We start from the raw sequence: 24,544 nt of genomic DNA, 5'->3' as shown, positions 1-24,544 counted from the left end.
CAGCCACTATCCTCGGTCTTACGCGAAACAAGCACTTAAAAGAACGCTGGAGACACAAAACCATGACTAGCCCTTCCCGGCCCGATTCTGCCCGTTCGAAAGTAGGTGCGGTATTCCGCGTTACCTCGGGCAACTTCCTCGAACAGTTCGACTTCTTTCTGTTTGGTTTCTACGCCACCTACATCGCTGCCGCATTCTTCCCCGCCGCTAATGAATTTGCGTCATTAATGATGACCTTCGCCGTGTTCGGTGCTGGCTTCCTGATGCGGCCACTGGGCGCAATCATCCTCGGCGCTTATATCGATGACGTCGGCCGCCGCAAAGGGTTGATCGTAACCCTGTCGATCATGGCCAGCGGCACACTGTTGATCGTGCTGGTGCCGGGTTATCACACCATTGGCCTGTGGGCGCCGCTGCTGGTGCTGCTGGGCCGCCTGTTGCAAGGTTTCTCGGCCGGTGCGGAACTGGGCGGTGTGTCGGTATACCTGTCTGAAATGGCCACCCCGGGCCGCAAGGGTTTCTACACCAGCTGGCAATCGGGCAGCCAACAGATCTCCATCGTGGTGGCTGCCGCGCTGGGCTATGGCTTGAACGTGTGGATGGAACCGGCGGTGGTTGCCGATTGGGGCTGGCGCATTCCGTTCGCCATCGGTTGCGTGATCATCCCGTTCATCTTTGTGCTGCGCCGTAACCTGCAGGAAACCGAAGAGTTCGCCAACCGCAAGCATCGCCCGACCATGCGCGAAGTGCTGGCGACCCTGGTGAAGAACTGGACCGTGGTCATCGGCGGCATGCTGATGGTGGCCATGACCACCACCGCGTTCTACCTGATCACCGTATACGCACCGACCTTCGGCAAGACCGTGCTGCAACTGAGCACCTCGGACGCCCTGCTGGTGACCTTACTGGTGGCGGTGTCGAACTTTGTATGGCTGCCGATCGGCGGCACCCTGAGCGACCGCTTCGGCCGCAAGCCGGTGCTGATCGCCATGACCGCACTGACGGTGCTCACGGCATATCCGGCGCTGTCCTACGTGGTGAATGCACCGAGCTTCGCCCACATGCTGGAAACCCTGCTGTGGTTCTCGTTCCTGTACGGCATGTACAACGGCGCGATGATCCCCGCCCTCACCGAGATCATGCCGGTGGAAGTGCGCGTGGCCGGCTTCTCCCTGGCCTACAGCCTGGCGACCGCGATCTTCGGTGGGTTTACCCCGGCGATCTCCACCTGGTTCATTCACATCACCGAGGACAAGGCATCGCCGGCCTACTGGATGATGTTCGCGGCGGTTTGCGCGCTGTGCTCGACCCTGGCGCTGTATCGTCGCGCCAACGCACGCGGGCAGGTGATGCAGGGGGCGGTGTGATGAGGTCTGTGTTCAAGACCCTGACGGCGCTGGCCCTCGGCGCCCTGGCGCTGACGGCCCAGGCCGAGGAACTCAAGGTGATGACCTCCGGTGGCTTCACCGCCGCCTATAAACTGCTGGGCCCGCAATACGCCCAGCACAGCGGCGACACCCTCGACACGATACTCGGCCCGTCCATGGGCAAGGCACCGGAAGCGATTCCCAACCGCCTGGCCCGTGGCGAACATGCCGACGTGGTGATCATGGTCGGCTATGCCCTGGATGAGCTGATCAAACAAGGCAAGGTTGACCCGGCTTCCCGCGTGGAACTGGCCGACTCACGCATCGGCCTGGTGGTGAAGGAAGGTGCGGCCAAACCTGCGATCGGCACTGATGCCGAACTCAAGGCTGTATTGAGCAAGGCCAAGTCCGTGGCGTATTCGGACAGCGCCAGCGGTGTGTATGTCGAGAAAGAGCTGTTCAAGAAGCTCGGCATGCCCGCCAAAGGCACCATGATCGAGCGCCTGCCGGTGGCCGAACAGGTCGCCAAGGGCGATTACGAAGTGGGCTTACAACAGGTGGCGGAGCTGTTGCCGGTGCCGGGTGTGACGTACGTCGGCAAGATCCCGGAGGATGTGCAATCGGTGACGCGTTTTGCCGCGGGCATTCCGGTCAATGCCGAACACCCGACACAAGCCAAGGCGCTGTTGCAGTTTCTGGCGTCGCCCGAGGCACAACCGGTGGTGCAATCCACCGGCCTGGACTCGGTGTCACGCTGACCGACACGGCATCTGCTGCATCCATCGCTACAACTCCAGCGCCGCCGGCGGCAACGTCCGCCCGCGGCGCTTGATCAAGCCCACATTGCGCATCACCTGCGGTTCCACCACGCCCTAGCCCGCCTCCAACAGACCATCAAGGTGGTCACGTGGCGCGTTCGAACGGCTTCACGTCGAGCGCCGACTCGAACTTTTCGATGCGCCGGCTGAGGGCCGATTGCGAGATGCGGATGGCCGCGGCGGCGCGCCGGGTGCACGCTGATTGATCACTGCCGGCGAAATGCCTATCCGCCTAAAGCGCCCGATCCACAAGGCTTGAACCGAATGAACGAAAAGCTTCGAAACAATTCAAAGCACTTCAATTTAGTATAAATTGCATGCCACTCAACCAAGGCATTCACGGAGGTTTCCTGTGGCAACTCTGCAAGCTCATACCATTCAGGCACTGCACACCCATCGCCCTACCCTGCTGACCGAATGGGTTGCCAGCCTTGAGGCTTCGGGAGCCACGCGTAACGTCAAGGCCGAAGACACCCGGCAGCAGGCCAACGACTTCCTCAACCTGTTGATCGCAGCACTGCAGCAAGGCGGTTCGCAACAGGTCGGCCATGAAAACTGGGCAGAAACCCGGGTCTTCCTGGAAAAACTCTCCCACAGCCGCGCCCTGATCGGCCAGGACTCGCAACAGACCGCCAGCTTTATCTTTGCCCTCAAAGGTCCGCTGTTCGCCCTGCTGCAACGGGAATACGCCGAACAACCGACGCAACTGGCCGAACAGCTGTGGGAAATCTCCGAGCTGCTTGACGCGCTCGGGATGCACACTATCCGTACTTTCCAGAAATCCCGTGAGTCGGTGATCAAGCGCCAGCAGGAAGAATTGCTGGAACTGTCCACCCCGGTGGTCAAGCTGTGGGACGGCGTGCTGGCCCTGCCGATGATCGGCACCCTGGATTCGCAACGCACCCAGGTGGTCATGGAGTCGCTGTTGCAGCGCATCGTCGACACCGGCTCGGAGATCGCCATCATCGACATTACCGGCGTGCCGACCGTGGACACCCTGGTAGCGCAGCACCTGTTGAAAACCGTCACCGCCATCCGCCTGATGGGCGCCGACTGCATCATCAGCGGCGTGCGCCCGCAAATCGCCCAGACCATCGTGCACCTGGGCCTCGACCTGCAAGGCGTGGTGACCAAGGCTAACCTGGCGGATGCCTTGGCACTGGCCCTGAAACGCCTGGGTGTCACCATCAGCAAGGCTGTTTAAGCATGGAACGTATCCCGATTTTGCAGATGGGCGAATTCCTGCTCGTGACGATTCAGGTCGACATGCATGACCAGCTTGCGCTGACGTTGCAGGACGACCTGTCCGAGCGCATCAGCCGCACGTCGGCACGGGGCGTATTGATCGACATCTCCGCGCTGGACATGGTCGACTCGTTCATCGGCCGCATGATCGGCACCATTTCCGGCCTGTCGCGCATCATGGATGCCCAGACCGTACTGGTGGGCATGCAGCCGGCGGTGGCGATCACCCTGGTGGAACTGGGCATGACCCTGCCAGGCGTAGCGACCGCGTTGAATGTCGAGCGCGGCATGAAATTGCTGCGTGACCGGGTAGACCACTCATGACCCAGGCCAGCAGCGGCACCCACCCGGTGCTCATCGAACAGGACGTGGTGCTGGCCCGACAATTGGTGCGCAAGTTGGCGCAGGAATGCGGCATGCGCCTGATCGACCTGACCAAACTGGTCACCGCCGTCAGCGAGCTGGCGCGTAACACCGTGGTCTACGGCGGCGGCGGCCATATGGACTGGGCCGTGGTCGAGAAAGACCACCGCCCCGGCCTGCGCCTGACCTTCCGCGATGAAGGCCCGGGCATCCCCGACCTCAAGTTGGCGATGACCGACGGCTGGACCTCGGGCAGTGGCCTGGGCCTGGGCTTGACCGGCGCCAAACGCCTGGTGGACGAGTTTGAACTGGACACCGCTCCCGGCAAGGGCACCCGCGTGACGATCACCCGATGGACGTGAACATTCCCAGCGCCTTGACCGAGGTGCTGTTGATCGAAGATGTCAGCCAAGTCGGCTATGCCCGGCGCACTGCGCAACAGCTCGCCGAGCAACTGGGCTTTGACGAAACCGACGCCGGCCGCGTAGCCCTGGTGGCCACAGAGCTGGCCAGCAATATTCTCAAGCATGCCGCCCACGGCGAGTTGCAGTTGCGCGCCACGGGCAATCAGGGCGTGGAGATGATCGCCGTGGACCGTGGCCAGGGGTTTGACCTGGACAGTTGCCTGGTGGACGGTTTTTCCACCGGCGGCACCCAGGGTATCGGCATGGGCGCCATCTCCCGCGTGGCACAGGTGTTTGATGCGTACGCCGACCATCGCGGCACGGCGATGCTGGCTCGCCTGTACCCGCGGGCATCAGGTGCCAAGGACATTCGCTACGGTGTCAGCCAGCACTCCCTGCACCATGACCCGGCCTGTGGCGATGCCTGGCACCTGGCAATCGAGCCAGGCCGTTTCAGCGTGATGGTGGCCGACGGCCTCGGCCATGGCAGCGAAGCCGAACGGGCAGCACACGCCGGTGAAGTGGTGTTTGCCCAGGACCCGTTCCTGGACCCGACCGTATTGTTCAACGACCTGCATATCGGTATGAGCGGCACACGCGGCGGCGCCATGGCCGTCGCCCAGTACGACGCCATGGCCGACAGCTTGCGCTTCACCGGGGTGGGCAATATCGGCGCGAGCCTGATCGGCCCCGGCAAGTCGCGCGGGCTGGCCTCCCACCCCGGTATCGTCGGCGTGCAATTTCGTAAGGCGCAGCCCTTCGACTACGCTCAGGTCACCGGCCAACTGCTGGTCCTCTACAGCGATGGGCTGCAATCACGCTGGAACCTTGCCGACTACCCCGGGCTTTCACACCGCCACCCGGCCTTGATCGCCGCCATCCTGCACCGTGATTTCTGCCGCGGACGGGATGACGTTACCGTCTTCGTGATTGCCCTGGAGGCCATTGATGGCTGAGACCACCGCTTCCCTCACCGATGAACTGCAACGCCTGCGCCAGGAGGCCGATGCGTTGCGTTCGGAGCTGGACGAGACCAACCAGGGCGTGTTGGCACTGTATGCCGAGCTGGATACCCAGGCCGACCAACTGCGCCAGGCATCGGACTTGAAAAGCCGATTCCTCTCGTACATGAGCCATGAATTCCGCACGCCCCTGGGCTCGATCCTGAGCATCACCAGCTTGTTGGCCGACGAACTCGACGGCCCGCTGAGCGCCGAGCAGCACACGCAGGTCGGGTTTATCCGCAGTTCCGCGCGCGAGCTGCGCGAAATGGTCGACGACCTGCTGGACCTGGCCAAGATCGAGGCCGGGCGCATCACTATCTCGCCGGCCTGGTTCGACATGTTCGATTTGTTCTCGGCGTTACGCGGGATGTTCCGCCCGATTGTCGATGCCTCGTCGATAGACCTGATCTTCGAAGAACCTATCGGCCTGCCCAAGCTCTACACCGACGACAAGAAGCTGGCACAGATCCTGCGCAACTTCATCTCCAACGCCCTGAAGTTCACAGCGCACGGCGAGGTACGCGTATCGGCGCAACGGGTCGGCGAGCAGGAAATCCGCTTTGCCGTGCACGACACCGGCCTGGGCATTCCTGCCAAACTGCACAGCAACCTGTTCGAAGACTTTTCCCAGATCGACTCGCCGCTGCAAAAACGCCTGCGCGGCACCGGCTTGGGCCTGTCGCTGTGCAAGCGCTTTGCCGAACTGCTCGGCGGCCGGGTCGGCGTAGAGAGTACGCCTGGCGTCGGCTCGATGTTCTTCGTGATCATTCCTCTCTCTATTGCTGGCGGACTTGTCGATGAATCGTGACATCCAACTGCTGATCGTCGACGACAACGCCGCTACCCGCTACGCCCTGCGCCGACGCCTGGAAAGCCATCACTACCATGTGCTTGAGGCCGGCACCGGCCAGGAAGGGCTGGACCTGATCGCCAGCGAAAAAATCGACGGGCTGATCCTCGATGTCAACCTGCCGGACATGAGCGGCTTCGACATCGTGCGCGTGCTGCGCGCCGATCCGGTCACCGCCTTGCTGCCGGTGGTGCATGTATCGGCAGCTTCCATCGAGACCGGCGACATCATCACCGGCCTGGATGCCGGCGCCGATGCCTACCTGATCCACCCGGTCGATCCGGATGTGCTGCTGGCCACTCTGCGTACCCTGTTGCGAGTGCGCGACACTGAATACGCGCTGCGCGAGAGCGAGGCACGGTTTCGCGAAATCTTCTTCAATATCAGCGCGCCGATTGCGGTAATGGATGCACAGCTCAAGGTGCACGAATGTAACCATGCCTTTGCCCAGCTGATTCACGACAACCTCAACCCAGACGCCCTGCTCGAATGCTTCGCCACCGATCAACTCACGGTGCTTCAGGAGCTGTGCCTGCGCCTGGCTGCCGGCGAGCGCTGGAAGGGCACCTTGCAGATGAAGGTCGACGGCCAGTTGCGCGAGACCGAATGGCAGGTTTCGCCCTACCGCCGCGCCGAATTGAGCCTGGTATTTGTCGAGGACGTCACCGAACACCGCCACCGCGAGCGGCACCAGCAGGCCGAACTGGCCAACGCCACCACCCAGTTGGCACGCACCGAGGCGCAGCTGCTACAGGCACAGAAGATGGATGCCCTGGGCAAACTCACCGGCGGCATCGCCCATGACTTCAACAACCTGCTGACCGGGATCATCACCAGCCTGGAGCTGATCAAGAAACGCATTGAGACCCAGCGTACCGACAAGGTCATAGGCTATGCCGATGCGGCGTTGAGTTCGGCCCTGAGCGCCGCCGGCCTGACCAACCGCCTGCTGGCCTTCGCCCGCCAGCAACCGCTGGACACACGGCCGATCGACATCAACGCGCATATTCGCTCCCTGGAAGAATTGCTGGTACGCACCATCGGCGAACATATCGCCTTGAAACTGGAGCTGACCAACAACCCGGCCGTGGCGATGGTCGATCCGATCCAGCTGGAAAGCGCCGTGCTGAACCTGGTGATCAACGCCCGCGACGCGCTGCCCAAGGGCGGCAATATCTGGGTGACGACCTACCCGGCCTACTCCAACGGCAACCTCAAACTGGAAAATGGCCCCTACATCGCCCTGTCGGTACGCGATAACGGTGTGGGCATCGAGCACAGCGTCATCGACAAGGTGTTCGACCCGTTCTTCACCACTAAGCCGCTGGGCCAGGGTACCGGGCTGGGCCTGTCGACCATCTACGGGTTTGCCCGACAGTCCGGCGGCGACGCACAGATCCGCAGCGTAACCCGCCAGGGCACCGAGGTGACCATCATGCTCCCCGCCGCAAGCGGCCCCGCCAGCACCGTGGTCAAGCCACTGGCGTCGCCGGGCCAAAGCAATGGCGAGCACGTGCTGATTGTCGAAGACATGCCCACCGTGCGCAGCTTCGTGGCCGAGGTGCTGATCGAGGCCGGCTACCGCTGCAGCCTCGCCGCCGATGGCGACGAAGCCATCGCCAGCCTGCGCGACGACCCGAGCATCAACCTGCTGCTGACCGATGTCGGTCTGCCCTACATGACCGGGCGCGAACTGGCCGACGTCGCACGCGAAATGCATCCTGCACTGCCAATCCTGTTCATGACCGGCTACGCGGAAAACGCGGCGAATCGCCAGAGTTTCCTCGGCGAAGGCATGGATCTGATTTCCAAGCCATTTCACATCGATGAATTGCTGGAGAAGATCCGTCGCGGGCTGGATGGCACGGCCGGCACACTTCACTACAGCTGAAACTTTGCGACCGCCTCGTTCAGGGAAACCGCCAACTGCGCCAGTTCCCGGCTCGATCCATTGATCTGCCCGGCTCCGGAAGAGGACTGTGCCGACAGATCGCGAATATTGACGATATTGCGATCGACTTCCTTGGCCACTTGGGCCTGCTCTTCGGCAGCACTGGCAATCACCAGGTTGCGCTGGTGAATCTGGTCGATGGAGTCGGTGATCTGACTTAATGCGCCGCCCGCCCCCTCAGCCAAGGCCAGGGTGTCGGTGGCACGCTGGGTGCTCGACTGCATTGAGCTCAACGCGTCGTTGGAGCCGGTGCGCATCGCGGTCACCATCTGGTCGATTTCCAGGGTCGATTGCTGGGTGCGATGGGCCAGGGCGCGCACTTCGTCAGCCACCACCGCAAAACCGCGCCCGGACTCACCGGCCCGCGCCGCCTCGATCGCGGCGTTGAGCGCCAGCAGGTTGGTCTGCTCGGCGATGGAGCGAATCACGTCGAGCACCTTGCCAATATCCCGCGATTGCTCGGCGAGGTTCTGCACCAGGGTCGAAGTTTCGCCGATATTGGTGCTCAGGGCTTGAATGGCGTTGACCGTTTCGCCCACACGGTGCTGGCCTTCGCGCGCGGTTTCATTGGACAGGCGCGTGGACTCGGAGGTGGACACTGCATTGCGCGCCACCTCATCCGCCGCCGAGGTCATCTCGTTCACGGCGGTGGCGGCCTGCTCGATTTCAGCGGTCTGCTTTTGCAGGCTGCGGCTACTCTGATCGGTGATGCCGTTGAGGTCGGTGGCCGATGACGCCATCTGCCCCGCCGACTGGCGAATCAGCTGCAGGGTGCCGCGCAGGTTGGCCTGCATGGTCTTGAGAGCCACGAGCAGGCGCGTCACTTCGTCGTCGCCGGTCACGTCCACCGTTTGGGTCAGGTCACCCTGGGCAACGTTCTCGGCAGCCCGTACTGCATGGCTGAGCGGGCCGACGATGCTGCGCGTGAGCAACCACGCCAGCAGCACGGTGCTCAAACCCGCAACAATCACAAAGCCGAACACCATGGTGCGCGAACGGCTGTACTGTGACTCGGCCGTCTGGCCTTGCTGGTTGATCTGGGCGTTGTAGTAGTCGGCCAGGGCATTGAGCTGGGCTCCGGAGCCATCGACCACGGTTTTCATATCCACCAGCAACAGCTTGTTCAGCTCGGCGCCCTGCTGCTTGTCGGCAAGGGCGAAGGACTGCGCCAGCCCTTGCTGGTATTGGCGCAGCGAGACCTGGAACTGGTCGTAAAGCGTGCGTAATTCGGGAGTGTCGATCACCGCGTCGAGTTCAGCCAGCCGCTTGGTCAGGTCCTGGCTGCGGGTGTCCATCTGGCTACGGTATTGCGGGATGCTCGCCGGGTTCGGGTCCAGCGCCATGCGCAAAGAGATCGTACGAATGCGCAGCATGATTTCGCGAACGTCCGCCACCAGCCGCATCTTAGGCACCAGCCCGCTTTCCACCTGCACCGCGCTGGCGCGGATGTTTGCCATATTCGACAGCGCAAAAAAACCCAGCAGGGCCACGAGCAAAGCAATCAAGGCAAAACCTAAACCCGCACGGCGGGCGATGGACAGGCTGCGAAGGGACATTTAGCGGGATCTCTCGTTAGGGATACGATGTCGTATGAGAGCGTTTCGGCCGCATGGATAAAGACTTGAGGGACGTAGCCTGCGGGAAATGAGAAGTTATCAGGCCAGTAAAGCATGCTTGAAGACGGAAGGCGGTTGGTTGTGCTGGCTGGAAGAACCACGACGGCCCTGTCGGCAGCTCGGAACGAGTAGCTCTGCTCCAAATAAAAATCTCAGAAACGAAAAAGCCCCGTAGCTTATTCAACTACGGGGCTTTTTCTATGTAATGGCGGAGAGATAGGGATTCGAACCCTAGGTACCGGTGAAGGTACAACGGATTTCGAATCCGTCCCATTCGGCCACTCTGGCATCTCTCCAACGGCGCGCATCATAACAGCCTGTTTCGTGGAAGCAAAGCGCAGAAGCGATTTTTTTCCGTGCTATCAGATGCTTGCGTCGATTAAAGCGGTACGCCGAGACGCTTGGCGACTTCTTCGTAGGCTTCGATCACATCACCGAGGCCTTGGCGGAAGCGGTCCTTGTCCATCTTCTTCTTGGTGTCCTTGTCCCACAGGCGGCAGCCGTCCGGGCTGAATTCGTCGCCCAGGACGATGGAGCCGTCGTGGAACACGCCGAATTCCAACTTGAAGTCCACCAGCAGCAGGCCTGCGTCGTCGAACAGCTTGCTCAGCACGTCGTTGACCTTGAGGGACAACTCCTTCATGCGTGCCAGTTGCTCAGCGGTGCCCCAGCCGAATGCCACGACGTGGGATTCGTTGATGAACGGGTCGCCCTTGGCGTCGTCCTTCAGGAACAGCTCGAACGTGTAAGGGTTGAGCTTGAGGCCCTCTTCGACGCCCAGGCGCTTGACCAGGCTGCCGGCTGCGTAGTTACGCACGACGCATTCCACCGGGATCATGTCCAGCTTCTTCACCAGGCACTCGTTGTCGCCCAGCAGTTTGTCGAATTGGGTCGGAATGCCGGCCGCTTCGAGTTTCTGCATGATGAAGGCGTTGAACTTGTTGTTCACCATGCCCTTGCGATCAAGTTGTTCGATGCGCTTGCCGTCGAACGCCGAGGTGTCGTTGCGAAACAGCAGGATCAGGCGGTTGGCGTCGTCGGTCTTGTAAACCGACTTGGCTTTGCCGCGGTAGAGTTCTTCACGTTTTTCCATGATGGGCTCCGCTTTGAGTGAGGTGGGCTAGGCGATATGTCGCCAGTCGAGCCCTGAATCTTGATCGGCCAGTTGCAGCCAGTCCGGGTCGCACCCGAGGGTGTCGACAAAACATTGCCGGGCAAGCGTCGGCAGGTTGTTCTTGCTGCTCAAGTGGGCCAGGACCAGGTGTTGCAGGTCTTGCCAACCCAACTCATACACCAGGTACGCCGCCTGATGGTTGTTCAAATGTCCCAATTCGCCGCCGACCCGTTGCTTGAGAAAGTACGGATAGTGACCGCGAGCCAGCAGGTCTCGGCAGTGGTTGGACTCGATCATCAAGGCATCGAGGTTCCGGTAGCCGTCCAGCACCTTGGCGCAGTAGGAGCCCAGGTCGGTGAGCACGCCGAAACGCCGCTCTCCGTCACTGAATACATACTGCGTCGGTTCCTGGGCATCGTGCGCCACGGCAATCACATCGATGCTCAGGGCACCGATTTGCAGCTGCTCGCCACCAGCCAGGAAACCTGCGGGTTCTATGGGTTTGCGCATCCCGCGCAATGTGCCGCGACTGAGGTACACCGGAAGATTGTAGCGCCGAGACAGCAAACCCACGCCATGCACGTGGTCGGCATGTTCGTGGGTCACCAGAATCGCGCTCAGCTGCGAGGGGTGAACCCCCAGGCGCAGCAGGCGCCGCTCGGTTTCCTTTAACGAGAAACCACAATCCACCAGCACGTACGTGTCGTCATGGGCGACCAGCGTGCCGTTCCCTTGGCTACCGCTGCCGAGAACGGCAAAACGCATCGGATCAGCCCAGGTTGTCCTGAATCACGCCCAACACTTTGCGCGCTGTTTCAGCCGGCGCCACGGTGTTGATGTTCTTCTCGACGGTGACTTGCACAGTCTCGCCAACCTTGCTCAAACGCACCTGATAACGCTCGGCGCGGGTCTCAATTTCTTCCTTGGTCGGCTTGCTGCCGAACAGTTTGCCGAAGAAACCAGGCTCTTCGTCTTTGCGCTCGGCCTTTTCGGCCACGTTGATGTAGTACAGGCCCAGGCTGCGGTTGATGTCTTCAACACGCCAAGGGCCTTGCTCCAACGCGCGACCGACGCTGGCCCAGGCACGATCCAGGTCTTCACCCAGGTTCAGCACCACGTTGCCGCTGCCGTCTTCGGTGAGACTGACGCGGCTCGGGGTGTCGTAATCACGGGCGGCGAGCAGGGATACGGAACCGCCCTTCTCGGAGATACGGCTCATGCTGGCCAGCATCTCGTCGACCAATGCCGAGTCGACACCAGTGTTGACCGAGCGGTTGGTGAAGTCGACGTTGGCGGTGCTGCCGGCAGGACGCTCGGCGCTGACCACATAGACTTCACTGGTGTTGCGCTGCACGCCTGGCTCGATGCGCACACGCACACGGGCTTCGCTGTCGGCGGCGACACCACCGGCCTGCAGGCGCTTGGCCATAGTGGCGGACAGTTCGCTGCCCTGCTGCCATGCCGTGGTGAATTCACCGGTCTGCGGGCGCTGCTCGTCGATGCGGAAACCGTTGTCCTGGAAGAACTGCACCGCTACCGGCCAGACCTCGGCAGGTGGGCGCTGCGCCACGATCCAACGCGAATCACCGCTCTTCTGCAGGCTGTAGTCGCTGGCATCCGCCACGGCCGAGATCGGCTGTGGACGCGGCACGACGTATTCACCCTTGGTGGTGTCGTCGGCAACGTTGCGTGGAATCGGCAACAACGGGTCAAGACGCTTGGCGACGTTGACGTCCGGCGGCAGTTGCATCGGTTTGGTTGCTTGTGCTTCCAGGTAATCGCTGCCGCGGTCACGGAAGTAGCCTTCCGGGCCCCAGATCCAACCGCAGCCACTGGTGCTGGAGATAATCAAGGCAAGTGCGGAAAGTCCGGCCAATCGCTTCATGCGTAGTGCTTCCTCAATTAAACCAGGACGCCGGACTGGCGCAGGGCCTGTCGCAGCGGTTCGTGACAGGCTTCGCTGAGGCGGGTGAGCGGCAGACGGATACCGTCCGGCATCAGGCCCATCTCGAACAGCGCCCACTTCACGGGAATAGGGTTGGATTCGATAAACAGTGTCTTGTTGAGCGGCATCAGCTTCTCGTGGATCGCACGGGCGGTCACGGCGTCGCCGGCAATGGCGGCGGCACACATGTCGCTCATGGCGCGCGGGGCAACATTGGCGGTCACGGAGATATTGCCCTTGCCGCCCAGCAGGATCAGCTCGACAGCCGTGGCGTCGTCACCGGAATACAGCAGGAAGTCGCTGCTCACACCAGCCAGGATGTCCTTGGCGCGCTGCAGGTCGCCGGTGGCTTCCTTGATACCGATGATGTTCGGTACGGTGGACAGGCGGATCACGGTCTCGGCCTTCATGTCGCACGCGGTACGACCCGGCACGTTATAGAGGATCTGCGGGATGTCGACGGCTTCGGCAATGGTGCGAAAGTGCTGGTACAGGCCTTCCTGGGTCGGCTTGTTGTAGTACGGGGTCACCAGCAGGCACGCGTCAGCGCCAGCTTTCTTGGCGTTTTTGGTCAGCTCGATGGCTTCGCGCGTCGAGTTGGCGCCCGTGCCGGCGATCACGGCAATACGCCCCGCGACACGCTTGACCACGAATTCGATCACCTTGATGTGTTCTTCCACATCAAGGGTGGCCGATTCACCTGTGGTGCCGACCGCCACGATGGCGTTGGTGCCTTCTTGCAGGTGGAAGTCCACCAGTTTGCCCAGGCTGTCCCAGTCGAGATGACCTTGTGCATCCATGGGTGTGACCAGTGCCACCATACTGCCCGCAATCATGCAACCGCTCCTGCCGGAAAAAGAGAGCCGTAATGGTACTGGCGCCAAGATGCTTGTACAAGCGAAGTACCGCCTGAGGATGCGTTCTGGCGCAACTAAACGACGGGCAATGCCATCATTGAGCCAAAGCACGGGTTGAGGCGGGGCAAAATCAGGCGGATCACGCAATGAAAACGCCACCTCCTATCCCTTGGCGACGCTTTTCGCTACCCTTCATGCTTTGATCGATACAGCCCTCACAGTATCGACCGCTCATCGTTTTAGGAAGGCTGCATGTCCACCCCCACAGTTCGCGAACAATTCCTTGTTATCAGTGCCCTCGGCGCCAACCCCATGGAGCTGACCAACGTCCTGTGCCGCGCCAGCCATGAAAACCGCTGTGCCGTGGTGACCTCCCGCCTGACCCGCCATGGCGAGTGCAGTGCGCTGGTCCTGCAGATTTCCGGTACCTGGGATGCCCTGGCGCGCCTGGAGACCGGCCTGCCGGGCCTGGCCAAGAAGCACGACTTCACCGTTAACGTGGTGCGCAGCGCCGCGCTGGAAAATCGCCCGCAGGCGCTTCCTTATGTGGCGTATGTCAGCTCGGCCTACCGTTCGGACATCGTCAATGAGCTGTGCCAGTTCTTCATCGACCATAACGTCGAGCTGGAGAACCTGACCTGCGACACCTACCAGGCACCGCAAACCGGCGGCACCATGCTCAACGCCACCTTCACCGTGACCTTGCCGGCAGGCGTGCAGATCAGTTGGCTGCGCGACCAGTTCCTGGATTTCGCCGATGCCCTGAACCTCGACGCGTTGATCGAACCGTGGCGCCCACAGAACCCAATGTAAGGAAGTAACCATGGCGGTAGTCATCGATAAACCGGTCGCCGATTTCGAAGCACAGGCCACCAGTGGCCAGACCTTCAGCCTTGCCGCCCTCAAGGGCAAGCAAGTGGTGATCTACTTCTACCCGAAGGACAGCACCCCGGGCTGTACCACCGAAGGCCAGGGTTTCCGTGACCAGTACGCAGCATTCAAGGCCGCCAACACCGAAGTGTTTGGCGTGTCGCGCGACAGCGTGAAGTCCCATGAGAACTTCAAGGGCAAGCAGGAATTCCCGTTTGAGCTGATCAGCGACAAGGATGAAGCGGTCTGCCAGTTGTTCGATGTCATCAAGCTGAAGAAGCTGTACGGCAAGGAATACCTGGGCGTGGATCGCAGCACCTTCCTGATCGACAAGGACGGTGTGCTGCGCCAGGAATGGCGCGGCGTGAAAGTACCAGGCCATGTAGATGCCGTTCTGGCCGCAGCCCAGGCATTGAGCAAGGCCTGATCTGTAGCGCGAACCACTGTGGTGAGGGACACACTCCCTCACCACAATTCTCTCCTGCCGCTACAACAACGGCGCCACCACCGGCTCCTGCCGCGGCCACGCATCCAGCACGGCCTTGAACAGCGTCGCCAGGGGAATCGCAAAGAACACCCCCCAGAATCCCCACAGCCCACCAAACAACAACACCGCGCAGATGATCGCCACCGGGTGCAGGTTGACCGCCTCCGAGAACAGCAGCGGCACCAGTACGTTGCCATCCAGGGTCTGGATGATGCCGTATACCGCCATCAGGTAGATGAACTGGTCGCTCCAGCCCCACTGGAACAAGGCGATCAAGGTCACCGGCACCGTCACCACCACGGCGCCGACATACGGCACCACCACCGAAATACCGACCAGCAGTGCCAGCAAGGCGGCGTAGTTGAGATCCAGCGCGATAAACGCGATGTAGGTGACCCCTCCACAGATAATGATCTCGATGACTTTGCCACGGATATAATTGGCGATCTGCCGGTTCATCTCCTCGGCTACCCGGGTGATCAGCGCTCGTTCGCGTGGCAGGTAGCCGCGCACCCAGCGCCCGATCATGGCGCGGTCCTTGAGGAAGAAGAACACCAGGATCGGTACGAGCACCAGGTAGATCATGATGTTGACCAGCAGTGGCAGACTGGACAGGGAAAAGGTCAGCGCCCATTGTCCGAACTTGCCGATTTCGCCGCGCGCCACTTCTATGGCCTGCAACACCTGCTCGTCCGAGACCAGATGCGGGTAGCGCTCCGGCAACAGCAGCAATAGCGACTGCCACTTGGCGAGCATGCCCGGCAACTCGTTGAACAACGTGATCAGTTGGTGCCACAGCAGCGGCAGCACCACCACGATAAACACCACCAGCAAACCCATGAACAGGGCAAATACCAGGCCCACTGCCGCGCCGCCCGGCAAGCGTAAACGCTCCAGGGTGGTGACCAGCCCCTGCATCAGGTAAGCCAGCACCATCCCCGCCAGCACTGGCGCCAGCATGCCCCCCAAGGTGAGTACGGCCGTAAAGGCCAGAAACAGCAGGACCGCCAGCACCACGGCTTCTTCATCGGAGAAGTAGCGCTGGATCCAGTCTCGTAACACTTTGAACATCAATCAACCTCGGGCGGTAGGGGCAAACGGTTCAGGCCTTGCGCAACCAGTAACGGTAAACACCGGCGGCGTCTTCTTCATGCAACAGGGTATGGCCGGCCAGCTTCGCGAAGGTGCGGAAATCACGCTGGGAACCTGCGTCGGTGGCGATCACCTTGAGCACTGCACCACTGGCCAATCGATTGAGCTCCAGCTTGGCCTTGAGCAGAGGCAGCGGGCAATTGAGGCCGCTGGCATCGAGTTCGGCATCAAAGGCTACAGCGTCGGTCATGGTTTTACTCCGGACAAGCATTCGGGGTGCTTAGAATATCTGGTCCGAAGCTCAGTGTCCGGCTACAGTAAGCTCTTTGTCGAAAGGCTCTGTGCATGACTTTTTTGCGCCCTACCCTGCTGACGCTGGCTTGCCTGCTGGCCTCCCCAGGCTTCGCTGACGACCTGCCGTCACTTGGCGACGCCAGTTCTGCCATTGTCTCGCCGCAACAGGAATATCAGTTGGGCCGTGCCTGGCTGGCTTATCTGCGGGGCCAGGTCTCCCAGCTGAACGACCCTCAGCTCAAGGACTACGTGGAAACCAGCGTGTACAAGCTGGTAGAAACCAGCCAGGTGAATGACCGGCGCCTGGAATTCATCCTGATTAACAGCCCGCAGTTGAACGCCTTTGCCGCACCCGGCGGTATCGTCGGCGTGAACGGTGGCCTGTTTCTCAATGCCCAGACCGAAGGGGAATATGCGTCGGTACTGGCCCACGAACTGGCTCACTTGTCCCAGCGCCACTTCGCCCGTGGTGTCGAGGCGCAGCAGCGCATGCAGATCCCGATGATGGCCGCCCTGCTCGGCGGCATCATTGCCGCCGCCGCCGGTGCCGGGGATGCAGGGATTGCAGCGATTGCCGGCACCCAGGCGGCGGCCATCCAGGAACAACGACGATTCTCTCGCCAGAATGAACAGGAGGCGGACCGTATCGGCATCGTCAACCTGGAGAAAGCCGGCTACGACCCGCGTTCCATGCCGACCATGTTCGAACGCCTGATGCGCCAGTACCGCTTTGACGCGAAGCCGCCGGAATTCCTGCTGACTCACCCGGTGACCGAGTCGCGTATCGCCGACACCCGCAACCGCGCGGAACAAGCCAAGGCCGGCGGCAAGGAAGACAGCCTGCGCTACCAGCTGATTCGCGCACGGGTACAGCTGCAATACGAAGACACCTCAGGACTCGCCGCCAAGCGCTTTCAAGCGCAACTGGACGAAAATCCGAAAAACGATGTGGCACGCTATGGCCTGGCCATCGCCCAGATCAAAGCCTCCCAGTTCAAGCAGGCACGGGAAAGCCTGCAACCCTTGCTGACCAAGGCGCCCAATGACATCACCTACAACCTGGCGCAGATCCAGCTGGACATCGACAACAACCGCTTGCCCGATGCCCAGCAGCGCACGGATCGAATGCTGTCCCAATACCCGGGCAACTACCCACTGAATCAGATTCGGGTAGATCTGTTGCTTAAGCAGAACCGCACTGCCGATGCGGAAAAAGCCCTGGATGGCTTGCTCAAGTCTCGCCCGGACGATCCGGATGTGTGGTATCAGGTCGCCGAGACACGCGGTTTGTCCGGCAACATCATCGGCCTGCATCAGGCGCGTGCCGAATACTTTGCATTGGTGGGTGACTTTCAGCAGGCGATTCAGCAGTTGGACTTTGCCAAACGTCGCGCCGGCAACAATTTCCCGCTGTCGTCACGTATCGATGCACGCCAGCGTGAGCTGATCGAACAGGAACGCCTGGTTAAAGGCATGATGAGCTAAACCCATCGCCCACAAAAAAGCCCCGCCCTCGTAAAACGAAAGCGGGGCTTTTTATTGGCCGGGTGGGTTACTCGGCCAGCTTGAAGGTAATGAAGCTGGCGCGCCCCTGACGAAGCACGCGCATCGATACCGAGCGGTTCTTCGGCAACGCCTTGGCGATGTCGGTGAACTGCTTGGTATTGTCAATCGCCTGATTGTTCAGGTGAGTGATCACGTCGCCAGGCTGCAGACCGATCAAGGCTGCAGGGCCGTCCTGCACTTCCTTGATTACCACACCGCTTTTGAGGTCGAAGCTTTTCTTCTGCTCATCGGTCAGCTCAGCCACGGCAATACCCAGGCGGTTGCTGCTGCGCTCGGCGCCCGGTTTGGTATTACCCAGAGCATCCAGGGTCGCGCCCTCTTCAGGGATCGCACCCACGGTCAGCTCAACATTCTGGCGCTTGCCGTCACGAATCACTTCCAGCTTGGCCTTGCTGCCGGCCTTGAGTGCGCCAACCAGGTGGGGCAGGTCGGCCGACATAACGATCGGTTGACCGTTCATGCTCAGGATCACGTCGCCGACTTGCAGGCCGCCTTTGGCAGCCGGGCCATCGTCCTGGATTTGCGCGACCAGGGCGCCAGCCGGTTTGTCGAGGCCGAAGGATTCAGCCAGGTCCTTGTTTACTTCCTGGATGACCACGCCCAACCAGCCGCGACTGACCTTGCCACCGCTTTTCAGCTGATTGGAAACATCCATGGCCACGTCGATAGGAATGGCGAACGATACCCCCATGAAGCCACCGGAACGGGTGTAGATCTGCGAGTTGATCCCCACCACTTCGCCCGCCAGGTTGAACAACGGGCCACCGGAGTTACCCGGGTTGATCGGCACGTCGGTCTGGATGAACGGCACATAGTTCTCGTTCGGCAGGCTGCGACCAATGGCACTGACGATGCCCTGGGTGACGGTATGGTCAAAACCAAACGGCGAGCCGATAGCTACCACCCACTGCCCAGCCTTCAGGTCCTGGGACTTGCCCAGTTTCAGCACCGGCAGGTCTTTGCCTTCGATCTTCAGCAAGGCCACGTCGGAACGCGGGTCTGTGCCTACCAATTTGGCTTTCAGTTCACTGCGATCGGCCAGGCGCACGAGGATCTCGTCGGCGTCGGCAATCACATGGTTATTGGTGAGGATGTAGCCATCTGGCGAAATAATGAAGCCAGACCCCAGGGACTGCGCTTCACGCTGGCCACCACCGCCGCCACGAGGCGTACGCGGTTGTGGCATGCCACGCTCGAAGAACTCGCGCAGCATAGGCGGCAGGCCTTCCAGGTCAGGCATTTGCTGGTTGGAGACTTTGCGATCCGGCAGCTTCTGGGTGGTACTGATGTTCACCACGGCAGGCGAGGCTTGCTCAACCAATTGGGTGAAGTCAGGCAACTCGACCGCTTGCGCGGATACGGCCTGACCCAGCACCAATACCGTGGCGACTATGGATAGGTAGGACTTCAAACGTGGTATCGACATACAGCTCCCGTTACGACGAGCAGGGTTGAGCGACAGGGTTCAATAAACGCCGAAAACTGCGACCGACATTTTTGTTCCGCGAACAAAACAAGGCCAGAGCCGACAAGCCCTGACCTATAAAAAACATGGGAGATTTTTGCAAGTGAAAATGCTGATCCAGACATTTCATGCTCTCGGCAGCCAACCTGGCATGGACGTACTGTGAAATATCTGGATGAACATAGGATTAACGACTCACGGCTTGGGGGTGACCTTTTTTTCACCGCGCACCGACAGTGCGATGCGTTCGGCGGTCCCAATAGGTATTTCGCCCACGACCGTCACCATCATTTCGCCATCCACCGTGTTCAAGCGACGAGATACAGCGACCGTAGGGCCTAATTGGGTGCGAGTCTCGGTCACGCTCACATCGCTGATGGGTTCAAGAAACACTGAGAAGCGCGCCAGTCCATCTTCATACATCAGGCTGTCGACCCTGGTTTTGGTATGGGGGTCCTTGCGGGCGCTGCTATTGGTCAGCTGAAAGCCTGGCGGCAACCACTCCAAGTGCCAAGCCTCGACGGCTTCTACGGCCGCTGCCTTGGTGTCGCCGACGGCTATAGACGTGCATTCGCTGCTGGGCTGCAAGTCACGATCATTGGGCGTGGTGGAGGTGTCTAATCGAGTGAACTGAAAGCGCTCCAGCAACTGTCCTTGATCGTTCAGCAACAAGGATTTAAGCGGCAGTGCGGTTTCACGATCAAGGTGCAGCTCAAAGCCGTAGCGGTATTGATCACGCGGAGTGATCGACACAATTACCGCATTACGACCGGCCACGCGGGATTTTCCGATAACGGCCAGTTCGTAGAATTGATTGAGTTTTTCGGGATCAAGTGCGCGCGAAGGTGCATCACGCGAATTGCCAAGGCCGACGACAAGAGTGCCGCTGACGCATTGAGTACGACCATCTACACGGACGACTTCCTGGGCAGAACCATCAAGCTGCAAGAGCCGCTCACGGACCTGGCCATTCTGGACGCGATGCCAGATGTCATGGGTAGAAAAACTGCCATTACGTTCGTAGACAAACGTACCTTGAAAACTTTGCTGCTGCTCTGCACGCCCAAGTCGAGTTAGCCAGTCTTGGGCTTCATCGGCATGGGCGGGGAGTGCAAACCAACCACTGAGCAATAGCGTAAGGAGCGGTATGGCGCGCATAGGGCTCCTTAACGTATCAGCGGTTTTCCAGGCTTGCAGCGCGAGCGTATGGCAGAGCGCTTTCAGTGCCTTTCAAAGCGGATTCCTGTGCGTGTTGGCGCAAGTAGCCTGGAAGACGCTGGTCCTGCCAGCCGGATTGCCCTTGCAACACACCGTTAGCCATAGGGCCGGTGGTATCAGAGCTTTCCTTGTAACCGGCCAGAACCGCTGGGCCTTTGACTTGCGGACCGGCCATGACCGGTTGCTGAGTCTGCTGGGCCAGTTCGGCACCGGCGATTTCGTCCTGGTTATACAGGCGAACACCGGCCAGCACTGCAACAGTTACCGAGGCAGCAACTGCCAGGCGACCCAGGCTGCGCCAAGGGCCACGAGTAGCTTTTGCCGGAACGGCTTCATCAGCCAGCGCGGCAGAAACGGCCGCAGCAATATCCAGACGAGGGATTAGAAGATCCTTGTGCATCACCGCCCGAGCGACTTGGTAACGAGACCAGGTATCACGGGTTTCGGCATCATCAAATGCATTAAGCACCCGACGAAGTTCCAGTTCATCCGCTTCGTTATCCATCACTGCGGACAGCGATTCCTGCAGGGCATCACGACTCATGGCGGTTCCTCTCTTGGCTGTCGCCGCTGTCTTTAGTTTTCCTGCAACAACGGTTGCAAGGCTTTATCGATGGCTTCCCGGGCCCGGAAAATCCGTGACCTTACAGTCCCCACCGGACACTGCATGACGCTCGCAATGTCTTCGTAACTCAGACCATCGAATTCACGTAAAGTTAACGCCGTACGTAAATCTTCTGGCAGTTGCTGAATTGTGCGATGAACGGTGCCTTCAATCTCGTCGCGCAGCAATGCACGCTCCGGCGACTCGAGATCTTTGAGGCCGTGATCACCATCGTAAAATTCTGCATCTTCTGAACTTACATCGCTATCCGGTGGGCGGCGTCCGCGAGACACCAGATAGTTCTTCGCCGTGTTGATGGCGATGCGGTAAAGCCACGTGTAAAACGCACTATCACCGCGAAAATTGCCCAGTGCACGGTATGCCTTGATAAAGGCTTCCTGTGCAACGTCCTGCGCTTCATGGGTGTCGTGCACAAACCGCACGATCAACCCGAGAATTTTGTGCTGGTATTTCAGCACTAGCAGATCAAATGCTCGCTTGTCGCCGCGTTGAACGCGCTCGACCAGCTGCTGATCCTCTTCCTGGGTTAGCATGAACACTCCTCGTTGTACTTGAAGGAGGCTTGCATAACTAAACGATCAGGCTTGCAAACATAGACTCGGACTTTTCGCAAAAGTTCTCCCCCTCCAAGCAAGTTTCCGGCATGCACTGATTTGGCACACACGAAAAACGCAGCGCGGGTAACGCCGGCTGCGCGAATAATCTTGTCGTCGGTTTTCTGACGCGTCCAATGCTCCCGACGGGCCAATAAACTCAACGTTTTCCCAGCTTTCGGGCAACCTGCTATTGAGTAGAGGCCTATGCAAAAAGTTCCCGCCTCAATAACCGGGTGATTTTACCCGCGCCGCGCACCGTAATCTCACATTGCCACGAATGCCCGGCTATTGTGCCGGTCCCCCCCTCTATATACTAGTGGCCCGTGTGACCCTTTGATTCGCCGATCCAGGCGTCCTGTTTGCGCCAGCCCTGTGGATCGCTTTTTGCGGAATCCTTCAAATGAGCCAACAGTTTCAACACGATGTCCTGGTGATCGGTAGCGGCGCGGCCGGCTTGAGCCTTGCGCTGACCCTTCCCAGCCACTTGCGCATTGCCGTCCTGAGCAAAGGCGACCTGGCCAACGGTTCGACATTCTGGGCCCAGGGCGGCGTCGCCGCCGTGCTGGACGACACCGACACGGTGCAATCCCATGTTGAAGACACCCTCAACGCCGGCGGCGGCCTCTGCAACGAGGACGCGGTGCGCTTCACCGTCGAGCATAGCCGCGAGGCGATCCAATGGCTGATCGACCAGGGCGTGCCCTTCACCCGCGACGACCACGCCGGCAGCGACGACAGCGGCTTCGAATTCCACCTGACACGCGAAGGCGGCCACAGCCATCGCCGTATCATCCACGCCGCCGACGCTACCGGCGCCGCGATCTTCAAGACCTTGCTCGACCAGGCCCGCCAACGCCCCAACATCGAACTGCTGGAGCAACGCGTCGCCGTCGACCTGATCACCGAAAAACGCCTGGGCCTGGATGGCGAGCGCTGCCTCGGCGCCTACGTGCTCAACCGCACCAGCGGCGAAGTCGACACCTACGGCGCGCGGTTCACCATTCTTGCCTCGGGTGGCGCCGCCAAGGTCTACCTCTACACCAGCAACCCCGACGGCGCATGCGGCGACGGCATTGCCATGGCCTGGCGCTCGGGCTGCCGGGTGGCCAACCTGGAATTCAACCAGTTCCACCCCACCTGCCTGTATCACCCGCAGGCCAAGAGTTTCCTGATCACCGAAGCCCTGCGCGGCGAAGGTGCACACCTCAAGCTGCCGAACGGTGAGCGCTTCATGCAGCGCTTCGACCCGCGCGCCGAGCTGGCACCGCGAGATATCGTCGCCCGCGCCATCGACCATGAGATGAAGCGCCTGGGTATCGACTGCGTCTACCTGGACATCAGCCACAAGCCCGAAGCGTTCATCAAGACCCACTTCCCGACCGTCTACGAGCGCTGCCTGGCGTTCAACATCGACATCACCAAAGGCCCGATCCCGGTGGTGCCGGCTGCGCACTACACCTGCGGCGGCGTGATGGTCGACCAGCATGGCCGTACCGATGTACCCGGCCTGTACGCGATTGGCGAAACCAGCTTCACCGGGCTGCACGGCGCCAACCGCATGGCCAGCAACTCGCTGCTCGAATGCTTCGTGTACGCCCGCTCGGCGGCGGCGGACATTCTCGAACAACTGCCACGCATTCCCGTACCGGCCGCCCTGCCCCGCTGGGATGCCAGCCAGGTTACCGATTCGGACGAAGACGTGATCATCGCCCACAACTGGGACGAGCTGCGGCGCTTCATGTGGGACTACGTGGGGATCGTGCGCACCAACAAGCGCCTGCAACGGGCGCAACACCGGGTGCGATTGCTGCTGGATGAGATTGATGAGTTCTACAGCAACTACAAGGTCAGCCGTGACCTGATCGAACTGCGCAACCTGGCCCAAGTCGCGGAGTTGATGATCCGCTCGGCCATGGAACGCAAAGAGAGCCGGGGCCTGCATTACACCCTCGACTACCCGCAGATGCTGCCCGAGGCCCGCGACACTATTCTGGTGCCAACCACCTACGGCGGCTGAACTTCAAGCGAACCCGCAGGCGCCGGTGTACATCGGCGGCCTGCGAATCCGTCGGCACGCAGACCGAACGCACCCACCACTCGCCCTGCACGCGATAGCGCAACACGACAATCAGCGGCAACGCCACGCTGTCGGGGCGCAGTTGCACGCTATGCCAACCGCGCTCCCTGCTGAATAACTGCCAGCCATCTTCATCGCGACGCAGGCCACGAATCGATGAACGGTGAGTCAGCAGGATATGACGCGGCAACACCCACCCGGCGTGAGCCAGGCACAACAGCATGCCGAGGCTTGAATAGTGCAGATCGAGAAACAACAGCGCACCCAGCGCGAACAGCTGGGCAAGGAGATACGCCGCCAGCAACAGCCGTGAGGCCTGCCAGCGGCATTCGAAACGATTACTTGGGCTGGACACGATCCAGGATCATCCGGACCATGCGCTGCAGCTCAGGGTCTTCGGACTCTGCGCGCTCCATGAACCAACCGAACATGTCCTGATCTTCGCAAGTCAGCAGCCTGACGTAGAGATCGCGATCTTCCTTATTGAGCGTCGCGTATACCTCTTTGGTAAAAGGCACCAGCAACACATCAAGCTCAAGCATGCCACGACGGCTGTGCCAGTAGAGGCGATTGATTTCTACATCTTCGACCATGGAGCGCTCCTCAAATAGAGCGCAAGTATACAGGCCCGACGGCACCGGAACAGTCGGCTTTGGTCGCCCCATACGTAAACTATCCATTTGCCGAGCGCCCCTCTATGATGCACCCATGACTTTTTGA

At 60.6% G+C, this 24,544-nt stretch carries 25 protein-coding genes, 1 tRNA gene and 2 pseudogenes; 12 read left to right on the top strand and 16 right to left on the bottom strand.

Annotated features, from left to right (window positions below):
* Positions 1 to 62: 62 nt before the first annotated feature.
* Both M2397_RS04410 and M2397_RS04405 read left to right on the top strand, forming a co-directional pair.
* Positions 63 to 1,367 (top strand): MFS transporter, encoded by a 1,305-nt coding sequence (locus M2397_RS04410; protein WP_259242350.1) that lies wholly within the window; start codon positions 63 to 65, stop codon positions 1,365 to 1,367.
* Entirely contained in the window at positions 1,367 to 2,125 is a 759-nt protein-coding gene (locus M2397_RS04405) for a substrate-binding domain-containing protein (protein ID WP_131697053.1), read from the top strand. The genes M2397_RS04410 and M2397_RS04405 overlap by 1 nt, the downstream gene beginning before the upstream one ends.
* A gap of 148 nt (positions 2,126 to 2,273) precedes the next feature.
* Here the strand turns inward: M2397_RS04405 and M2397_RS04395 are convergent.
* Positions 2,274 to 2,375: pseudogene (locus M2397_RS04395) on the bottom strand (LysR family transcriptional regulator); the annotation flags it as partial.
* 162 nt (positions 2,376 to 2,537) lie between these two features.
* On the opposite strand from M2397_RS04395, the gene M2397_RS04390 reads away from it, so the two are divergent.
* The 6 genes from M2397_RS04390 to M2397_RS04365 are packed head-to-tail and all read left to right on the top strand — an operon-like array spanning position 2,538 to position 7,942.
* Positions 2,538 to 3,389: an STAS domain-containing protein gene (locus tag M2397_RS04390; protein WP_131697054.1), complete on the top strand. Its 852-nt coding sequence runs from the start codon at positions 2,538 to 2,540 to the stop codon at positions 3,387 to 3,389.
* A 2-nt stretch (positions 3,390 to 3,391) separates the two neighbouring features.
* Positions 3,392 to 3,754 (top strand): STAS domain-containing protein, encoded by a 363-nt coding sequence (locus M2397_RS04385; RefSeq protein WP_027604299.1) that lies wholly within the window; start codon positions 3,392 to 3,394, stop codon positions 3,752 to 3,754.
* Positions 3,751 to 4,155 (top strand): ATP-binding protein, encoded by a 405-nt coding sequence (locus M2397_RS04380; RefSeq protein WP_065899382.1) that lies wholly within the window; start codon positions 3,751 to 3,753, stop codon positions 4,153 to 4,155. Before M2397_RS04385 ends, M2397_RS04380 begins: the two co-directional genes overlap by 4 nt.
* Positions 4,146 to 5,153, top strand: coding sequence for an ATP-binding protein (locus M2397_RS04375; RefSeq protein WP_259242349.1), 1,008 nt, complete (start codon positions 4,146 to 4,148; stop codon positions 5,151 to 5,153). The genes M2397_RS04380 and M2397_RS04375 overlap by 10 nt, the downstream gene beginning before the upstream one ends.
* On the top strand, positions 5,146 to 6,009 hold the full coding sequence (locus M2397_RS04370; protein ID WP_259242348.1) for a sensor histidine kinase KdpD: 864 nt from the start codon (positions 5,146 to 5,148) through the stop codon (positions 6,007 to 6,009). The genes M2397_RS04375 and M2397_RS04370 overlap by 8 nt, the downstream gene beginning before the upstream one ends.
* Entirely contained in the window at positions 5,999 to 7,942 is a 1,944-nt protein-coding gene (locus M2397_RS04365) for a response regulator (protein WP_131697057.1), read from the top strand. Before M2397_RS04370 ends, M2397_RS04365 begins: the two co-directional genes overlap by 11 nt.
* On the opposite strand, the gene M2397_RS30350 is transcribed toward M2397_RS04365, so the two are convergent.
* The 7 genes and pseudogenes from M2397_RS30350 to dapA form a co-directional block, all read right to left on the bottom strand.
* On the bottom strand, positions 7,933 to 8,742 hold the full coding sequence (locus tag M2397_RS30350) for a methyl-accepting chemotaxis protein (RefSeq protein ID WP_405046405.1): 810 nt from the start codon (positions 8,740 to 8,742) through the stop codon (positions 7,933 to 7,935). The genes M2397_RS04365 and M2397_RS30350 overlap by 10 nt on opposite strands.
* Positions 8,743 to 8,790: 48 nt before the next feature.
* Positions 8,791 to 9,558: pseudogene (locus M2397_RS30345) on the bottom strand (MCP four helix bundle domain-containing protein); the annotation flags it as partial.
* 266 nt (positions 9,559 to 9,824) lie between these two features.
* Positions 9,825 to 9,914 (bottom strand) — tRNA-Ser (locus tag M2397_RS04355).
* A gap of 83 nt (positions 9,915 to 9,997) precedes the next feature.
* A complete protein-coding gene (purC, locus tag M2397_RS04350) occupies positions 9,998 to 10,711 on the bottom strand; it encodes a phosphoribosylaminoimidazolesuccinocarboxamide synthase (protein ID WP_027604309.1) in 714 nt (237 codons plus the stop codon).
* 27 nt (positions 10,712 to 10,738) lie between these two features.
* Positions 10,739 to 11,497 (bottom strand): MBL fold metallo-hydrolase, encoded by a 759-nt coding sequence (locus M2397_RS04345; RefSeq protein WP_027604310.1) that lies wholly within the window; start codon positions 11,495 to 11,497, stop codon positions 10,739 to 10,741.
* 4 nt (positions 11,498 to 11,501) lie between these two features.
* On the bottom strand, positions 11,502 to 12,617 hold the full coding sequence (gene bamC, locus M2397_RS04340; RefSeq protein WP_027604311.1) for an outer membrane protein assembly factor BamC: 1,116 nt from the start codon (positions 12,615 to 12,617) through the stop codon (positions 11,502 to 11,504).
* Positions 12,618 to 12,634: 17 nt separating this feature from the next.
* Positions 12,635 to 13,513: a 4-hydroxy-tetrahydrodipicolinate synthase gene (gene dapA, locus M2397_RS04335; RefSeq protein ID WP_131697108.1), complete on the bottom strand. Its 879-nt coding sequence runs from the start codon at positions 13,511 to 13,513 to the stop codon at positions 12,635 to 12,637.
* Positions 13,514 to 13,786: 273 nt separating this feature from the next.
* Between dapA and M2397_RS04330 the strand changes: the two genes are divergently transcribed.
* Positions 13,787 to 14,347 carry a glycine cleavage system protein R gene (locus M2397_RS04330; RefSeq protein ID WP_003172487.1) on the top strand — a complete coding sequence of 187 codons (561 nt, stop codon included), beginning with the start codon at positions 13,787 to 13,789 and terminating at the stop codon, positions 14,345 to 14,347.
* Between the two features lie 10 nt (positions 14,348 to 14,357).
* Positions 14,358 to 14,831 carry a peroxiredoxin gene (locus tag M2397_RS04325; RefSeq protein ID WP_116628224.1) on the top strand — a complete coding sequence of 158 codons (474 nt, stop codon included), beginning with the start codon at positions 14,358 to 14,360 and terminating at the stop codon, positions 14,829 to 14,831.
* Positions 14,832 to 14,891: 60 nt separating this feature from the next.
* On the opposite strand, the gene M2397_RS04320 is transcribed toward M2397_RS04325, so the two are convergent.
* Complete coding sequence (locus M2397_RS04320; RefSeq protein ID WP_053136801.1) at positions 14,892 to 15,962, bottom strand: AI-2E family transporter; 1,071 nt, start codon at positions 15,960 to 15,962, stop codon at positions 14,892 to 14,894.
* Between the two features lie 31 nt (positions 15,963 to 15,993).
* Positions 15,994 to 16,233, bottom strand: a complete 240-nt coding sequence (locus M2397_RS04315; protein ID WP_010212198.1) for a sulfurtransferase TusA family protein — start codon at positions 16,231 to 16,233, stop codon at positions 15,994 to 15,996.
* A 95-nt stretch (positions 16,234 to 16,328) separates the two neighbouring features.
* Between M2397_RS04315 and M2397_RS04310 the strand changes: the two genes are divergently transcribed.
* Positions 16,329 to 17,762: a M48 family metalloprotease gene (locus M2397_RS04310; RefSeq protein WP_131697109.1), complete on the top strand. Its 1,434-nt coding sequence runs from the start codon at positions 16,329 to 16,331 to the stop codon at positions 17,760 to 17,762.
* A gap of 67 nt (positions 17,763 to 17,829) precedes the next feature.
* Here M2397_RS04310 and M2397_RS04305 read toward each other — a convergent pair whose 3' ends face one another.
* The 4 genes from M2397_RS04305 to rpoE all read right to left on the bottom strand — a co-directional run bounded on the left by M2397_RS04305 (position 17,830) and on the right by rpoE (position 21,684).
* Positions 17,830 to 19,269: a DegQ family serine endoprotease gene (locus M2397_RS04305; protein ID WP_131697110.1), complete on the bottom strand. Its 1,440-nt coding sequence runs from the start codon at positions 19,267 to 19,269 to the stop codon at positions 17,830 to 17,832.
* A gap of 234 nt (positions 19,270 to 19,503) precedes the next feature.
* Entirely contained in the window at positions 19,504 to 20,466 is a 963-nt protein-coding gene (locus M2397_RS04300) for a MucB/RseB C-terminal domain-containing protein (protein ID WP_131697111.1), read from the bottom strand.
* Positions 20,467 to 20,482: 16 nt separating this feature from the next.
* Positions 20,483 to 21,070 carry a sigma-E factor negative regulatory protein gene (locus M2397_RS04295; RefSeq protein WP_012722767.1) on the bottom strand — a complete coding sequence of 196 codons (588 nt, stop codon included), beginning with the start codon at positions 21,068 to 21,070 and terminating at the stop codon, positions 20,483 to 20,485.
* A 32-nt stretch (positions 21,071 to 21,102) separates the two neighbouring features.
* Positions 21,103 to 21,684, bottom strand: coding sequence for an RNA polymerase sigma factor RpoE (rpoE, locus tag M2397_RS04290; protein WP_003172477.1), 582 nt, complete (start codon positions 21,682 to 21,684; stop codon positions 21,103 to 21,105).
* 463 nt (positions 21,685 to 22,147) lie between these two features.
* Here rpoE and nadB point away from each other — a divergent pair, with 463 nt between their 5' ends.
* Positions 22,148 to 23,764 (top strand): L-aspartate oxidase, encoded by a 1,617-nt coding sequence (gene nadB, locus M2397_RS04285; RefSeq protein WP_259242347.1) that lies wholly within the window; start codon positions 22,148 to 22,150, stop codon positions 23,762 to 23,764.
* Here the strand turns inward: nadB and M2397_RS04280 are convergent.
* Positions 23,733 to 24,179 (bottom strand): protein YgfX, encoded by a 447-nt coding sequence (locus M2397_RS04280; RefSeq protein ID WP_131697113.1) that lies wholly within the window; start codon positions 24,177 to 24,179, stop codon positions 23,733 to 23,735. The genes nadB and M2397_RS04280 overlap by 32 nt on opposite strands.
* A complete protein-coding gene (locus tag M2397_RS04275) occupies positions 24,163 to 24,417 on the bottom strand; it encodes a succinate dehydrogenase assembly factor 2 (RefSeq protein ID WP_027604321.1) in 255 nt (84 codons plus the stop codon). The genes M2397_RS04280 and M2397_RS04275 overlap by 17 nt, the downstream gene beginning before the upstream one ends.
* Positions 24,418 to 24,544 lie beyond the last annotated feature (127 nt).

This window comes from Pseudomonas sp. BIGb0381 (assembly GCF_024809815.1).
Classification (GTDB): Bacteria; Pseudomonadota; Gammaproteobacteria; order Pseudomonadales; family Pseudomonadaceae; genus Aquipseudomonas.
This window is presented reverse-complemented; position numbering and strand designations above follow the sequence as displayed.